This window comes from Mycoplasmopsis adleri (assembly GCF_045276205.1).
Taxonomy (GTDB): Bacteria; Bacillota_I; Bacilli_A; order Mycoplasmatales; family Metamycoplasmataceae; genus Mycoplasmopsis; species Mycoplasmopsis adleri.
Genome location: NZ_CP174162.1, coordinates 706,086 through 723,262, shown reverse-complemented (window position 1 = coordinate 723,262; position 17,177 = coordinate 706,086). Strand labels below are relative to the sequence as shown.

The following is a 17,177-nucleotide window of genomic DNA, read 5'->3' as shown; positions in this document are numbered from 1 at the left end:
CTTCTATCAATAGTTATTCTTTATCTTTAAGTAATGCTAATCCGAGTTCTTCAAGTTGGTCTTCAGTAACTGAGCTTGGGGCTTCCATCATCATATCTTGATTTTTTGCATTTTTTGGAAAGGCAATAACGTCACGTAATGATTTTTGATTTGTTAAGATCATAATTAATCTATCGATACCGAAAGCCATACCACAGTGAGGAGGAACACCATAATCAAATGCTTTTAAAAATCATCCGAATTTAGATTCTTGTTGTTCTTTAGTTAAACCAATTAAATTAAACATTTTTTCTTGCATTGATTTAGTATAAATTCTGGCACTACCGCCACCAATTTCAAAACCATTTAAAACTAAGTCATATGCTATAGCTCTAATTTTATTCATTGGTAATTTATCTAATTCTTCTTCAGTGTGAGCAAAACGAGTAAATGGATGGTGAGCAGCATCTCATTTCTTTTCTTCTTCATTGTATTCAAACATTGGTCAATCAACTATTCAAGCAAAATGATATTGTTCTTTAGCATAATTAAACATATCGTTTAATTCTACTCTGATTGCACCTAAAGCTTGTGAAGCATTTTCATATTCATTAGCTACTATAAAGTAAGTACCATTTTTGTTTTTATTATTTTTTACTAATTTTAAACATTCTTCAGGAACTTTTTTAGCAAAGTTGCTACTTGTAAATTCGCCATCATGATAAACAAAATAGAATAAAATGTTTGCTTTATTTTTAAGAGCGATTTCTTCTAAAGTTTTGAAGTTAGCTTTTGTAATTTCAGTATCTACAAAAAGCATTCTTTTACTTTTAGCATTTTTGATAATATCGAAGTTTGTATTATTACAAAAATCATTGATGTCTTGAATTTTATAACCAAATCTTAAATCAGGCTTATCTGAACCATAGTCTCTAATAGCATCATCAAATTTAATTCTTTCAAAAGGAATTTTTGCTTTGTAGCCAACCAATTTCATAATTTCTGCAACAAGTTTTTCCATAATTGCTCGGAAAGATTCAACATCTAAAAATGATGTTTCAATATCAACTTGAGTAAATTCGGGTATTCTATCTTTACGACTATCTTCGTCTCTAAAACATCTAACGATTTGATAGTATCTTTCAAAACCTGAAATCATTAATAATTGTTTAAATAATTGTGGACTTTGTGGTAATGCTCAAAAATGTCCTTTATTTCTAGTAGGTACTAAAAAGTCTCTAGCTCCTTCTGGTGTACTTTTAGCAAGCAATGGTGTTTCAATGTCTATAAAATTATTGTCATACATAAAGTTTCTAATTTGATGAATAATTTTATGTCTCATTTCTATATTCTTTTGCATGATTGGTCTACGTAGATCTAAATAACGATATCTTAATCTAGTTTCTTCTTTAGCTTCTACATCATCACGAATTGCAAAAGGAATTTCAGCATTAGCTTTTGAAAGTATTTCATATTTTTTAACTTTAATTTCAATTTCACCTGTTGGAATATTTTTATTAGGTGTTTGTCTAGCAACTACAGTACCTTCAACTTCAATCACACTTTCTCTCGGAATATTAATGTCTTCTTCAAATACACATTGAGTGATTCCATAACGGTCTCTTAAATCAATAAAAGTAAGGGGACCAAATCTACGTTTGTTGGCTATTCAACCATGTAATGTAACTTTCCTATTAACATCTTTAATTGTTAATTCATTATTTTTAATATATTTGCTTATCATGTTTCCTCTTCATCTTCTAAGTCTTCTTCTAAATTATTAATTGCTTCTAAATTATGTTCGCTTAAAAATTCAAGCAAGTTAGCGAAGCCATCTTCAGTATTACTAAATATAATTTTATCGCCTGTTTCAAGTTCTTTAACTGTGAACATATTAGCGTCATTTTTCTCGTCACTAAAGATTGCAAATTGAGCATTTAACTTCTTTGCTCTTTCAAATATTTTTTTACTTTTGACTGTTTCATAGGCAAATTCGATTTTTACGCCATATTGTCTTAATTCATTTGCTAAGTTAAATAATTGATTTTTATTTTCTTCATTTACAGAAGCTACAATTATATCTACATCTTCTGGATTAATTTCATCAGGTGCTAAAACATCATCAATTAATAACTCTAAAACTCTATCAACACCCAAGCCTCAACCTGATGCTGTTAATGCTGGGCCACCTAGTTCACTAATTAAATGTGAATATCTTCCTCCACCAATTACAGTTGATTGAGCGCCAGCATTTTGGCTTTGTGATATAAATTCATATACTACTTCATCGTAGTAATCTAAACCTCTAACAAGTGAATAATTAACTTGATATTTTACTCCCGCATCATCTAAAATTGATAATAGTTTTGCAAAATAATCTTGACTTTTTTGTGATAAATATTTATTAATTTTAGGAGCTTTTTTAACAAAATCTTTTTGAGACATTTCTTTATCATCAAGAATTCTTAAAACATTTGAGTTCAATCTTTCTTTACTGATTTCATTTAATTCATTTATATATTTTGAAAAATATTCTTTCAAAACATTTTGGTAATTTTGTCTTGATTCTTCATCTCCAATTGAATTGATTACTAATCTAGTTTTAATATCTAAAGTTTTTAAAATACTATCAGCTAAAATAATTAATTCAGCATCTTGATATGGATTAGGTTCTTGTGAAATTAACTCAACTCCGCCTTGATAAAATTGTCTTTGTCTACCTTTTTGGGGTTGTTCATATCTAAACATTGGACCAAAATAAGCAAATTTTGTAGTTTTTAAAGTTGCATACCATTTGTTTTCTATTAAAGCACGAACAAAACCAGCAGTTCCTTCAGGTCTTAGAGCAATTTCTCTATTTCCCTTGTCTTTAAATTCATACATTTCTTTTTTTACAATATCACTTGCAGCAACACTTCTTTTATAAAGTTGAGCCATTTCAATAACTGGTGTTTCGATTAAACTAAAATTATAATTTCTGCTTTGCATTACAAATGTTTTTCTGATTAATTCTAAAACAGATTTTTCAAGAGGTGAATAGTCTCTAGTTCCTTTAATTCTATTAATCATGTATTTAGCCTCCTACCTTTAAAAATTAATTATTTGTACAATATCTATCTACATATTTAAAGTCAAAATAATCAATATATATTAAATATTATATTTTATTATTAAAATAAAATTAAAAATATTATAGTGTGGAAAAATTTCTGTGAAGTGAACTTCAAAAATACGATACTTATAATAACTTCAAAAATAACGAATTTTTAACTTTTTGGTATCTTTATTTATGCTATGAAAAAAATTGAAAAAATAAATTGTTCTGAATTATGAACTTAGAAATGAGTACAGATTAGAATTTATAGCAAAAAATATGAATAAATCCATCACTTGAATTAGTAAATATTTGCAAATTAATTGGCATACAGCAAAGAAACTTAGAGATAAAGTGTTAAACAATTGCTTAATTATTTCTCATAAAAATAAAGGTAATCAACACCATAGAAAAATTAGCACTAATAGGATTGATGAGTTGATTAATGAATATCTCACTTTTATTGATGATGTATATGACCGAAAATGCGATTGTTCTGTTTCATTAATATTTTTTTATGATTATTGCTTAAAAGATTTTGACAAGAACAATATGACTTATAAATCATTCATAAAGAATCTGGTTGCTAAGGGTTTTTATTCAAAAAATATGACCAAGAAAACAAAGAAAAAAGCAAGAGAAAATTTAAGAAAACTTAAAGAAAATAATGGAGATGTAATAGCAATAAAAAGATTAATTAAATATAATGAAACTATGGAAACGACAATGTTTAAAGCAAGAAAATGTAGAGATAATAACCTTGATTTTGGTGAAATAGTTGAACTTGATGCTTGTGAACATCGTTGAATGAATGGCGAAAAATCTAATATTTATGTAGCTGTAGATTCATCAACTTCAAGAGTTTTAGCAGTACATATTGAACAAGAAGAGACTAATCTAGGCTATATGAAATTATTGGAAGATCTATTTAGAAATTATGGTAAACCAAAAATAATTAGAACTGATAAAAGAAGAACTTTTTGAGGTACTGATTATTCGGATACGCCTTTAAAACAGTATTTAAATTCAAAAGGTATAGAACTCCAAAGCTCTAGTATTGCCATTTTTAAACCTCATGTTGAAAGAGCAAATAATTCTCTACAACAATTCTTACCTCCATATTTACATTTAAAGAAAATAAAAACATTTGAAGATTTTATTCACAATAAAGAAGAAATCATTCAAGCTTATAATAAAAGAAATAAAAAAGATTATGAGCACAAGAAAAATATATTTTCTAAAATGGATGAAAGTCAATGTAGTGTCTACTTAACAATAAAAAGAAAGATATACGCATCAACTGTACAATTTCAAAATAAGTTTTATGTTGCTGTTAATGAAGAAAACAAAAGGCAATTTATTTCGCCTGATGACGATGCTGCATTTATTATTAAAAGTGATGGAAGTTTATGTTTCTCAATAAACCAAAAAGAATACAAAACTGAAATTTTAAAAGACAAGGAGCTAAATGATTTTCAGCAATTTTGTATTCACTTTAAATTTGATTCTAGTCAGTCATATTCGAAAGAAATATATCAATGATTTAAAAGAGGCTATTCTTTTTATAGAATGCTTGATGACTTAGTTTTTAAGCTTAAAGAAGCTTTAATTAAGTTTGATCCAGATGATGAAACATTAAAGAATATTGTTGTTCAAAACGATGAAATTCTAGAGTTTTTCCATAAATGACTTTTAGAAATAGAATCAAAAAATCTCGACGTCATTTAAACGCAAAGATTTTAAAATTTTAAAACTATAATCTACCCAAGATGATTATAGTTTTTTTCTTTTAAAAAAGAAGAATTTTAATGTTTTTCCAATAATTAATTTGTTTTAAAAAAATCGTTATTTTTGAAGTTCAGTTCACAAAAAAAGAAGAATTTTAATGTTTTTCCAATAATTAATTTGTTTTAAAAAAATCGTTATTTTTGAAGTTCAGTTCACAAAATAAAATTAAAAATATTATAGTGTGGAAAAATTTCATATCGATTTTTGTTTTTCGTTAAAAATAATATGATTTAAATATGAAAAATATTAAACGTTTAATTTTAAGTTTAGGCTCATTCTCAGTTATATCTTTACCAGTTTTCGTGCAATCATGCTATAACAATAAAGATACCAAAAATGCAGAAATAGATATTAAAGATAATACAACATCTACTACTATTATAGATACAACTAATAACGAAACACCTGTAAATCCTAAACCTAATGAACAGCCTGAAACAGGAAATCAGGATCCAAAGCCGGGTAATGAAAATCCAAAGCCGGGAAATGAGGATCCAAAACCAGGCAATGAAAATCCAGACCCAGGTAATGAAGATCCAAAACCAGTAAATCCAGATCCGAACCCAGGTAATGAAAATCCAGACCCAGGTAATGAAGATCCAAAACCAGTAAATCCAGATCCAGAACATAATGAAAATTCTAAAATAAATATTGGCTTTTGAAATGTTTGTAATTTTGGAAATGTAAGAAATGATAATACTTATAAAGTTCAGTCATTATCACATATTATTTACCAAAACAACTATAATTTAATTGGTTTGGTCGAAGTTGATGGAGACAATTCAGTTAAATCATTAACAGAACATTTAAATAAATTAGCAAAATCAGATACTTATGCTTATATACAATCTGATACTAAAGTTGGGCATAAAAACTTAAGTTCGAGATCTAATGTTCCAGAATATGCATCATTTATTTATAACAAACATTTACTTGAGGTTGTACCATTTGAAAATAAGAAAAATCTATTGGTTTATGATAATTCAAATTGAAATAGTTTTGGCTTGGAAAATGGTTTATTACAAGTTGGATATATGAGACCACCTGTAGGTGTTAAATTTAGAACATTAGGCAAAATTAAAAATGATTTTACATATGTTATAGATCATTTAGATTCTCCAGGGGCAAAAGATAATGAGAAAAAATATAAGAAAACTTCACAAGGAACACAAGAATGGGTTGAAGCCTGAAACTTAAAAAATGTAATGAAATGATTTGATGATCATGATGGTGATAATGATGACTTAATTTTTGCCGGCGATACAAATATTAAAATCCAAAATGATGAAGAAGCATTTAAATATTTAAGACAAGAAGGTTATAAATCTTTATTAAAAGCAACCGAAGAAAATAAAACAAGTTTAGCAAGAACGCTTAATAAGTACTCAGAAACTTTTGATAAATTTTTTATCTATAGTGATTTAAAATTCAATAATAGTAAAAAATATGACATCTTTAGTTTTCCTGAACAAAATTTTGTTTTAAAGAACCAAAACAATAAAAATGTAACTATTTCAAGTTTTGAAAGTTGAAAAGAATTTATTAATTCTTTTGGAAAAGTGTATGATAGAGATTATTCTTATATTAACTCTGGTATAAGCGATCATACATGTGTTGGCTTTACACTTGAATTAAATCCCGAAGATAAACACTAAGAGCTTTAGCTCTTTTTTTATTTTGCTCATTTTTGTGAACTGAACTTCAAAAATAACGATTTTTTTAAAACAAATTAATTATTGGAAAAACATTAAAATTCTTCTCCCGAGTTTCCAACTTTTACAATGTAATTTTTAACAACTCATCTGTTTGATGAGCTGTTTTTAATAATTTAAAATTTTAATTCATTTAAAATTCTTAAATATGTTTGATAATCTTGAATTGCTTGATTATTGTTGTCGTTAATAATATATTCTTCACTTTCAATTTTTCCGTCAATAATCTTGCATGTTTTGATTGTTTCTTTTATTACATCTTGTAATTTTTTGATTGTGATTTTTTCATCTACAACACCGAGTTCTTTCAAACCTTTGTTTAAATAATTAATAACAAAATTTAATAAAACAAGAGATAAGAAGCAAAGTACGAAATGACCTTCAATATGCTTTTCACTTCATACATAAATAGGTCTTACAGCTAAAGCACTTTTTAAAGCTCTAAAGTTTGATTCTATTTGTCATTGTTTTGAATATAAATTCACAATTTCTTCAGGTGATAAATCAAATCTAGAGGTTTCATAAGCATAATATCCGTCAAACTTTTCATCTTCGATAATTTTGTCATAGTTAAGTTTGTAATAACCTTTACCACCAACTTTTTCGAAGAATTTAAACTTCTTTTGACCGAACATTACTTGATCATGAACTAGTCCGTCTTTATCTTGTCTTTTAATAAAATTATCGATTAAAATTTGTCTATCATTTTTATCTTTTAATGCTCTTTTTTTACTATATGTTACTACCAATCTTCTCTTGTGTCCGTTTGCTCTTCTATTCTTTCAAAACGAATAAAAAGTAGTTTCTTTATATTTAAAATTATTGTCTCCAAAATAGCCGGATTCATCTATTGCAAAGGTCTTTCGGTCATTTGAAGCCGCTTTTAATCTATAAGATAAAATGTAATCAATATCGTTATCTTCTAAGAATCTTATGTTTCTATTTGTACTCATTCCTCTATCAGCAATGAGTGTTACTTTGTTTAATTCATATTGTGATTTTATATTCAAAATAAAATTAATAAATGTTGATGCATCAGCAGTGTTCCCTTTGAATAATTTATAGTGAATTGGAATGCCGTTTTCATCTGTTGCTAAACCTAAAACAATTTGATCTTCTTTGAATTTTCCCTCTTTAGAATAACCTGGATATCTCAATCCTTCTCTTACAAAACTTTCAAAATATACCGTTGAAGAGTCGTATCAAATAATATCTATTTTTCTATTTTTATCTTTGATCAATGTATCGTTAACACTCTTTAAAATGTTATTTTTATTTTCAGCTAAATAGTCTAAAGTATTATAAAATGTCGTCTTTTCAACTTCTAAATTTATATTGAATTTGTCTTTATTTTTAAAGGATGAAAGCATGCTACCCGGATTTACAATTCTATTTGAAATCATATATTTTAATAAATCATTTAAATACTTGGATTTTGATACTTTAGCATCTTTAAAAGGATTTAATTTTTCTAAGAAACTGTATAACAAATCATATCCATAATTGAACTGTTTTGTTTCAATTTTAACCTTGCTTATATCTAACTCTAATTGTCTAATTATCATATTTCTATCTCAATCAGTATTGTAGTTTTGAGATAGTTTTTTAATTTTTTCTACTGGATCAGAACAATATTTTTCTCATTTTTCAACTGTACCGATACCGATAGATTTCTTATAACCTTTGCCAAATCCTCCTGAAAGTGCTAAAGATAAGTAAGTAGAGTTCTTATTTTTTCTTGAAATTAATAGTCATTTGTCTTTTTTCATATCTTTATTATACCACAAATTACAATGTAATTATGTAAAAAAATAACTTTTTTTATTTATATATAAATAACACTGAAAAAAGTAATAAAAAAGAGCTCCAACTTGGAAACTCAGGAAAAACATTAAAATTCTTCTTTTTTAAAGAAAAAAACTATAATCATCTTGGGTAGATTATAGTTTTAAAATTTTAAAATCTTTGCGTTTAAATGACGTCGAGATTTTTTGATTCTATTTCTAAAAGTCATTTATGGAAAAACTCTAGAATTTCATCGTTTTGAACAACAATATTCTTTAATGTTTCATCATCTGGATCAAACTTAATTAAAGCTTCTTTAAGCTTAAAAACTAAGTCATCAAGCATTCTATAAAAAGAATAGCCTCTTTTAAATCATTGATATATTTCTTTCGAATATGACTGACTAGAATCAAATTTAAAGTGAATACAAAATTGCTGAAAATCATTTAGCTCCTTGTCTTTTAAAATTTCAGTTTTGTATTCTTTTTGGTTTATTAAGAAACATAAACTTCCATCACTTTTAATAATAAATGCAGCATCGTCATCAGGCGAAATAAATTGCCTTTTGTTTTCTTCATTAACAGCAACATAAAACTTATTTTGAAATTGTACAGTTGATGCATATATCTTTCTTTTTATTGTTAAGTAGACACTACATTGACTTTCATCCATTTTAGAAAATATATTTTTCTTGTGCTCATAATCTTTTTTATTTCTTTTATTATAAGCTTGAATGATTTCTTCTTTATTGTGAATAAAATCTTCAAATGTTTTTATTTTCTTTAAATGTAAATATGGAGGTAAGAATTGTTGTAGAGAATTATTTGCTCTTTCAACATGAGGTTTAAAAATGGCAATACTAGAGCTTTGGAGTTCTATACCTTTTGAATTTAAATACTGTTTTAAAGGCGTATCCGAATAATCAGTACCTCAAAAAGTTCTTCTTTTATCAGTTCTAATTATTTTTGGTTTACCATAATTTCTAAATAAATCTTCCAATAATTTCATATAGCCTAGATTAGTCTCTTCTTGTTCAATATGTACTGCTAAAACTCTTGAAGTTGATGAATCTACAGCTACATAAATATGAGATTTTTCGCCATTCATTCAACGATGTTCACAAGCATCAAGTTCAACTATTTCACCAAAATCAAGGTTATTATCTCTACATTTTCTTGCTTTAAACATTGTCGTTTCCATAGTTTCATTATATTTAATTAATCTTTTTATTGCTATTACATCTCCATTATTTTCTTTAAGTTTTCTTAAATTTTCTCTTGCTTTTTTCTTTGTTTTCTTGGTCATATTTTTTGAATAAAAACCCTTAGCAACCAGATTCTTTATGAATGATTTATAAGTCATATTGTTCTTGTCAAAATCTTTTAAGCAATAATCATAAAAAAATATTAATGAAACAGAACAATCGCATTTTCGGTCATATACATCATCAATAAAAGTGAGATATTCATTAATCAACTCATCAATCCTATTAGCGCTAATTTTTCTATGGTGTTGATTACCTTTATTTTTATGAGAAATAATTAAGCAATTGTTTAACACTTTATCTCTAAGTTTCTTTGCTGTATGCCAATTAATTTGCAAATATTTACTAATTCAAGTGATGGATTTATTCATATTTTTTGCTATAAATTCTAATCTGTACTCATTTCTAAGTTCATAATTCAGAACAATTTATTTTTTCAATTTTTTTCATAGCATAAATAAAGATACCAAAAAGTTAAAAATTCGTTATTTTTGAAGTTATTATAAGTATCGTATTTTTGAAGTTCACTTCACACTAAGAGCTTTAGCTATTCATTCCAGAAATAAAAGTCCCAACATTTGAAAATGTCGGGATTTTTCTGTCCTTTTGGTAAAATAAAAATGATAAAAAGAAAGGACAACATAATTATATATGAAAAACGATAAAAAAATTTTCTGTACTTTGGTTAGAAGTAAAAATGTGCATAACAAAATTCAAACTTCACAAATTCATTTCGCTGTTGATAAGAATTACTCTGAAATTTTAAGCCGCTCGAAAAACTACTCGACACACAAAAACCATATCGGTTTTGCAGAAGTGTTTCAGATAATATATGGATTACTAAATTTTCAATCTTTAAAAGAAATATCTCAAAATATTGAAATATCGACTAAAGCGATTAAAAGGTTTTTATTTAAATATTCAAAAGGAATATATTTAGGCAAAGGCGATAGAAAAACCTGTGATTGTTGTGATGCTAAAATTAAAAAAGTTCGTTATTTAAATCTTGATGAATTTATGATAAATGTTGCTAATTTTGATAAAAGTAAAAGAATAGCATATTCAAAAAAGAAAATAGAACAATATCAAGATTTTAGAAATTTTTGAACAGAGCTTTTTGATGATTATACCCAAAATAGAAATAATAAAGATTTAGCAAAAAGAACGCCTAAGCTAAGCGCTAACGAAATATTAAGAAGATTTGAAGAAAAGTATCCAAACAGCTATAAACCTTCAAAATCTATGGTATATAATTTGATATCACAAAGAGTCTTTAAAGACCTTGAAATAGGCATTTTGGTCAATTTATCCACCAAAGGAATTAAACAAAAACGACCCCCAAAAAGAGACAGTCGAAAGCTTAAAAAGATTGGAGTTAGCATTGATCAACGCAGCACAGAAATCAATGAAAGACTTAGAGATAATGATTATGAATTAGATACTGTTATTGGTTCAAAAACTGATCAATGTTGTTTCGTAACGCTAATTAATAGAAAGACTAGACGCTTCTATTTTCATATGGTACGGCGGACTAGCACTGGTGTTAGAGATGGGCTGATATACCTAATGCAAAAATATAACTTGACAATAGATTCGCTAACCATAGATAATGGTAGTGAAAATGCGAAACTAGATGAAGTGCCAGGTATTAAGCAAATATATAAATGTCACCCATATTGTTCGGGAGAAAAAGGCTCTATCGAAAACTGCCACAGGTTATTAAGACGGTATTTTAAAAAAGGCAAGTCTATAGACCCTTACTACGGTCAAGATTTGACTCCTGTTATGGATTTTATAAATAATTACAAGAGAAGCATTCGCTTCTAATCCAAACTTTTTATGTGCTAAAAAGTTTGACAAAAAGGCACTTACTTTTTTGGAAAAAAGTAAGCAAAAAACTCAAGTTTTTTACAAAACTTGGTATTTTCGTTTAAATTTTTTTAGGATTTTAAAGCTTTTCTTGGTAATAATTTATAATTTTTGTAACATTTTTGATTTTACGCAAAATTAGGACTTTTAAAATTGGAATTTATACTAAGAGCTTTAGCTCTTTTTTTATTTTGCTCATTTTAAAAAATAATATATAATATTTGTATAGCGCGAGATAACTTAAAGACATTTTCGTTTTTACAGTAGAAAGGCAAAAATGAAACATGCAACTATAAATTATTCTCGTTTTTTGTTTAAAATAACAGCAAAGAGAAAAAGTTCATATATAATTCCATCATTTTTACTTGCAATTTCACTTACTTTATTAATTATTTTTAGTTTTATAAAATTATCAAGTTTTTATCGCAATATCGTTATGTATTCATACTCTTTCGGTGTTGTACTTTTAAGTATTTTTTATGGCTCTTTAAAAGCAACAAATATATTTAAAGATCTTGATAATGAAGGTATAGAACTATTAATCTATTCAAAACCTATTTCAAGAAATGAAATAATATGAGGGAAAATCCTAACCTTTTTATTTTTGGGATTAATTTGAAGTTTAATCTCATTAATAGCAATGCTTTTTGTATTTTTAACTATAGCTAATTTATCATCATTGAAATTTTTAGTGCCATTAAGTTTTATTGTTCCATATTTAGCTTATATACTTTTTGGATCATTATCATCATTATTAGCTTATAAAATGAATTCAAAATTAGCATTATCATTACCTATATTACTATTCGCTCCTTTAGCAATTGGTGGCAATTTAATCTTACCTAATACTAATCCAACTAATGATCATGTTGCTTATTATTTAAATGATAAATACAAATATCATCCAGCAGGCAATGCTCTTAATGCTGAAATGTTTTATTTAAACAATAATAAGGATGAATTCTATATTATTCCTAATGGTGCTGACTATAATAAGTTCAATAAAAATGAACTAGCATATATAAATAAAGCTTTAGAATTATCAAAAACAAGTGCTTTAGATTGACAAGCTTATTCATGATCAATTATTCCTTATCAAATGGTTGATATTTTTAACATAAATAATATTAATACATTCAGTCCTAACATTAGTCCTAAAAATAATTTGAGCGATTATTTATATCATTCAAATTTAGAAAATGTTGTTTATTCCTATAAAACAGACTTAAACAACAATTTAATTAGACTAAATGTTTTAGATAATGATAAATATTATTCAAAATATATCGTTCCAGGCATGTTAAAAGATAACAATACAATTAATAAGAATAGCAAAAATTCAGGTGTATTTTATGCTAGAAAAGGCGCTGATGATTTTAAATGTAATTTCGATGAAGATAACTTGAATTTCTCAGCACCTAATAATTTAGTAGGCAAACTTACTTGAGATAATATGGTGTTAATGCTTAAAGATCCTAAATTCAATGAATTTTCAAAAGATTTTTATCAAGAACTATTTAAAAATTGAAATCCAAAATACAAAAATGATTTATTCTTAACCAAAAAATATCTCCTTGATTCTATAACTGTCGAAATAAACAATAAAACTTCCAAATTATATAATATTGTAAATAATAATATTCCTGTCTTCGATTCAAACGCAGTTAAGAATAAATTATTAAGTAGCGAAATAGAAAGAAAATTATATTTTGCTACTGGCTTAATGTATTACTTGTATTTTAATTTTAATGATAGCTTTATGTTAAAAGCTCTTTTAGCAAATGATGCTGATGTAAATGCTTTTACACCTTCAATTATTAACATTAAGATTGACAAATATATCTATCAAATAGGTGGAATCAGTCAATACGAACCTATTCAATCTCTTAAAACAATTTCAAATGATGAAAAAAGACCTATCACTCGTTTTGAATTATATAAAGATAATAATAATCACTTGTTCCAAACAGTAGACAATGTCGTATCAATTAAAAGAGATAAGACTATTGTAAATAAATATTATTATTTATTAATTTGAGCAAGTGCTTCTATTCTATTCTTAGGATTAAATGGTTTGTTATACAAAAGAAAGGATTATAAATAATGAAAAATATTTATGATAATTCATCATTTGTATTGCAAGTTAATAATTTAACTAAAGTTTATGATAAGAAAAACCATGGCGTTCATAATGCATCATTTAATGTTAAACAAGGTGAGTTCCATGCATTCATTGGTGAAAATGGATCTGGAAAAACAACAACAATTAAATCAATAATTGGTGCCTATTATAATTTTCAAGGTCAAATACTAATTGATAATATATCTAATCGTAAAGCTGAAAGTAAAAGTATTTTAGGTTATGTTCCTGAAAGCACAAATTTCCCTAAAGAATTAACCACTTATGAATATTTAAACAGCTTTGCTTTGTTATCAGGAATACCAAAAAGTGAAATTAAGGATAAAATTGATTACTTTTTGAATAAGTTTAATATCAATGATTTAAGAAATCTTAAACCTTACAATTTTTCAAGTGGTCAAAAGAAAAAAGTTTTATTAATTCAGGCATTATTAACAGATCCAAAATTAATAATCCTTGATGAACCATCTGCTTACTTAGATCCAACAGCAAGATTTGAACTATTTCAAACTTTAAACGAATTAAAGAGTGAAGGCAAAACTATATTTATAAGTACTCACGTTTTAGCTGAAGTCGATAAATATGCTGACAGTCTTACATTAATTCATAATGGAGAAATAAAATATAATGGACCAAAATATGATTCATTAGAAAATATTTTTTATGAAAAAGTGATTTCCAATTAGTCTCGCTATAACTGCTGGAGTTTCAACTATTGCAATTGTAAGTGCTTTAAGTATTAGACATTATAAAGTTGAAAAAGCTAAGAAAAATGAAGTTCCTATAGCTAAAAAGGAATATTTAGAAAATAACAAGTTTATTAATAAAATGTTGCTCGACATATTTAAAGATAAAGAGTTAGCTGAAAAATATGTTAATTTTGAAAACTCAATTTCTAATCAACAATTCGATGAATTAAAGTATTCTTTAAACTTCTTTCCTATTTTTAGAAATAATGTTTCTAACTTCGATAATGCTAAGATTATAGCTTCCTTAAAAAAGAATATAGTAAATACTTTAACAGAGAACTGGTTTTGATATTTGAATAATATTTCGAAGTTTATTTTTGTTTTTAATCCGTATGGTGATGATTATAAACTACTTGATAAAGAAGAAGAATTACTTGAAAAAGTAAAATCAATATTTCCTGATATCTCCCTTAAATTAACTAATAATAAAATTATTGATTTTTACGAAAGTGATTATAAAACAATGCCAGAAGTAAAAAAATATAATGAATGAACAGACATTAAAAATATTTACTACTTCTATAAACACAATATCGTTATCAAGGGTTTTACATATCAATATAAAAATAAAATTAATGTAATTATTCGTCCTAGTTTGCTTTATTTCAATAATTCAAAATCTATTGAAGAAACTAAAAAACAAATTGATAAATTGGATAATTTAATATTTGAAAAAAGAAGCCAGTATATCAAAAATGAGTATAAATATGAAGAGCAATACTTCAGTAACTTTAACGCTAGTGAGTTCTATAAAAAGAATAATGATACACAGATGCTTACATTATTTAATGACAATGGCTATAATCAATCATATTATGAAGCATCAGCAGAATTAAGTTCTAACGAAAAAAATAAAATAGAAATTTTTAGATTTAGTTGGAGAGATATCAATGATTAAAAATAAAATTAAATTAGCTTCATTAATAACAATTCCAATAAGCGCTATGACAATTTCATGTACTTATTATGGAAATAAAGATAAGCTTTTACTTTATATTGATAAGTCAAAAGATGTTATGCCTTTAAGCATTGATTATAAAGAAAAAAGAACTCAAGAAAACATTGATCAATTAATCAAAGCAACTTTTCCTAGCGAAGAGAAGAAGATAGAATACTTAAATAAATTTAAAAATCCTAAATATTTGAAACAAATGAAAGATAAGTTTAGCTCATTTTTTAAAGAATATAAAGAAATTAAAAAGAATAATAATCCAGATGGAATAGATAGATTAGTTTCTGAAATGAAAGACTTTTATAATGAAAATTGATATTATATTTTAACTAACTTAGATAAGTTTGAACTTGTTTTTTACAAATGATTAGCTTTTCCAGATTATAAAGACGGAAAACATTCCGATGAATATAAAAATAGGATTGAAAATATGTCTATTGAATATGATGACTTAAAAAAAATTCAAATGCATGATAATTATTTAGGCACAATGATTGAAGGTGATGAATCAGCTGAATTATCAAATAAAACTATTTATTATTTAGCAAAAAAGAATTTAGTCTTTAGAATAAGTATCAATGATATAACAACTGAACAACCTACTATGCAATTTAATCCTTATGTTTGGGGTTTTCCTTATATTACAAATAGAGATGTGTCATTAAAATTGATTACAGATTTAGTACATAGTGCTTATATTCATCGCTTTCAAGATGGCTTTGACCGCTTTGAAAAAGATATGGTGGAAAATTTAAGATATGGTGTTCCTGGAATTTTCTTACTCATGTATAAAGGAGGCGAATAATGAAAAAACTTAAGACTATTATTGCTCCAGTTATTTTCTCTTCTCCTTTATTAACATTATCTTGTACTTATGATACTAATAATGTAGTTCATAATAATCAAAAACTTTCAAAACAAGTAATTAATAATAATGTTGAAGAAGCAAAATGAAAGAATTTCATTAATCAAGACTATATTCAAGCTCTATTAAAAAATGTATATAAAAATAATTTAAAAGAAAAAGAAGAATACATCAAAAGTCAAATGAATATAAAGGACACTTATCTAAATGATATAAAGTGAGCATTTTATTATGGAAGTAATAATGTTAGACAATATCGCCCAGATGGTTCTAGCGCGTGATACATGCCAAAAACTGATCCTCTTTTATTACAAAAAAGTGATAAATTAATTAATGAATTCTCACGAAAAAATTGATTATTTTATTTATACCATTTTAATAATTTGAAATTTATTTACTATCCAAATAATGTTGATAGATTCGAAAGTTCAATAACAGACACAGATTATAACACTCGTGAAAATGCACAAAAATTAGGAGCCTTTTATTCACCTAAAACCAATGATATTCTCGAATATACAACACAAGTATATGAAGATTCAGAAACTTACAAAGAGATTAGTTTTTATATGTTAACTAAAGAAGGATTTATAGTTAATATTGATATCACAGATAGTAATCCAAAGGATAATAAATCAATTCCTGAAGTCTCAGTGTTTGGATACATTTTTACATATCCTAAATTAATTTCAGATAAAGAATTACTAAAACATTTTAGTTTAAAAGAATATGTTGTATCTAGTCAAAGCTTTTCAGAACTTCGAAACAATAAAACGAGTGAAATTTTATTTAAAGACAAATATGGTGGAAGTATTTTAAGATATTGCATTTATGGAATTAATACTGAACCAAATTCATAAAAATTAATACTGAATATACCTATTAATAATAAGGTATATTTTTTTAATTTTTCCATGTCTGCTTTATATTTCATTTTCATTATTTGACTGTTTAATAGTTATATTAGGAAATTAAGTATT

Annotated in this window: 12 protein-coding genes; 8 read left to right on the top strand and 4 right to left on the bottom strand. The window is 25.9% G+C overall.

What is annotated here, in order from left to right; all coding sequences use genetic code 4:
- Positions 1-13 precede the first annotated feature (13 nt).
- Positions 14-1,723 carry an aspartate--tRNA ligase gene (aspS, locus tag ACJA22_RS03040; RefSeq protein WP_406616803.1) on the bottom strand — a complete coding sequence of 570 codons (1,710 nt, stop codon included), beginning with the start codon at positions 1,721-1,723 and terminating at the stop codon, positions 14-16.
- A complete protein-coding gene (gene hisS / locus ACJA22_RS03035) occupies positions 1,717-3,048 on the bottom strand; it encodes a histidine--tRNA ligase (protein WP_406616802.1) in 1,332 nt (443 codons plus the stop codon). The genes aspS and hisS overlap by 7 nt, the downstream gene beginning before the upstream one ends.
- Positions 3,049-3,352: 304 nt before the next feature.
- Between hisS and ACJA22_RS03030 the strand changes: the two genes are divergently transcribed.
- Positions 3,353-4,801, top strand: a complete 1,449-nt coding sequence (locus tag ACJA22_RS03030; RefSeq protein WP_406616801.1) for a hypothetical protein — start codon at positions 3,353-3,355, stop codon at positions 4,799-4,801.
- 296 nt (positions 4,802-5,097) lie between these two features.
- A complete protein-coding gene (locus ACJA22_RS03025; RefSeq protein ID WP_406616800.1) occupies positions 5,098-6,516 on the top strand; it encodes an MnuA family membrane nuclease in 1,419 nt (472 codons plus the stop codon).
- 173 nt (positions 6,517-6,689) lie between these two features.
- Here ACJA22_RS03025 and ACJA22_RS03020 read toward each other — a convergent pair whose 3' ends face one another.
- Complete coding sequence (locus ACJA22_RS03020) at positions 6,690-8,342, bottom strand: IS1634 family transposase (protein WP_406616799.1); 1,653 nt, start codon at positions 8,340-8,342, stop codon at positions 6,690-6,692.
- Between the two features lie 202 nt (positions 8,343-8,544).
- Positions 8,545-9,993, bottom strand: a complete 1,449-nt coding sequence (locus ACJA22_RS03015; RefSeq protein WP_406616798.1) for a hypothetical protein — start codon at positions 9,991-9,993, stop codon at positions 8,545-8,547.
- A 280-nt stretch (positions 9,994-10,273) separates the two neighbouring features.
- Here ACJA22_RS03015 and ACJA22_RS03010 point away from each other — a divergent pair, with 280 nt between their 5' ends.
- The 6 genes from ACJA22_RS03010 (at position 10,274) to ACJA22_RS02985 (ending at position 17,057) form a co-directional block, all read left to right on the top strand.
- Positions 10,274-11,449 (top strand): IS30 family transposase, encoded by a 1,176-nt coding sequence (locus ACJA22_RS03010; protein ID WP_406616729.1) that lies wholly within the window; start codon positions 10,274-10,276, stop codon positions 11,447-11,449.
- 478 nt (positions 11,450-11,927) lie between these two features.
- The gene (locus ACJA22_RS03005; protein WP_406616797.1) at positions 11,928-13,595 is read left to right on the top strand and encodes an ABC transporter permease; all 1,668 of its coding nucleotides are present in this window, start codon (positions 11,928-11,930) and stop codon (positions 13,593-13,595) included.
- A complete protein-coding gene (locus ACJA22_RS03000; protein ID WP_406616796.1) occupies positions 13,595-14,317 on the top strand; it encodes an ABC transporter ATP-binding protein in 723 nt (240 codons plus the stop codon). Before ACJA22_RS03005 ends, ACJA22_RS03000 begins: the two co-directional genes overlap by 1 nt.
- A complete protein-coding gene (locus ACJA22_RS02995) occupies positions 14,295-15,278 on the top strand; it encodes an aromatic motif membrane protein (protein ID WP_406616795.1) in 984 nt (327 codons plus the stop codon). Before ACJA22_RS03000 ends, ACJA22_RS02995 begins: the two co-directional genes overlap by 23 nt.
- A complete protein-coding gene (locus ACJA22_RS02990) occupies positions 15,271-16,137 on the top strand; it encodes an aromatic motif membrane protein (RefSeq protein WP_406616794.1) in 867 nt (288 codons plus the stop codon). The genes ACJA22_RS02995 and ACJA22_RS02990 overlap by 8 nt, the downstream gene beginning before the upstream one ends.
- Positions 16,137-17,057 carry an aromatic motif membrane protein gene (locus tag ACJA22_RS02985; RefSeq protein ID WP_406616793.1) on the top strand — a complete coding sequence of 307 codons (921 nt, stop codon included), beginning with the start codon at positions 16,137-16,139 and terminating at the stop codon, positions 17,055-17,057. The genes ACJA22_RS02990 and ACJA22_RS02985 overlap by 1 nt, the downstream gene beginning before the upstream one ends.
- The last annotated feature ends 120 nt before the right edge of the window (positions 17,058-17,177 follow it).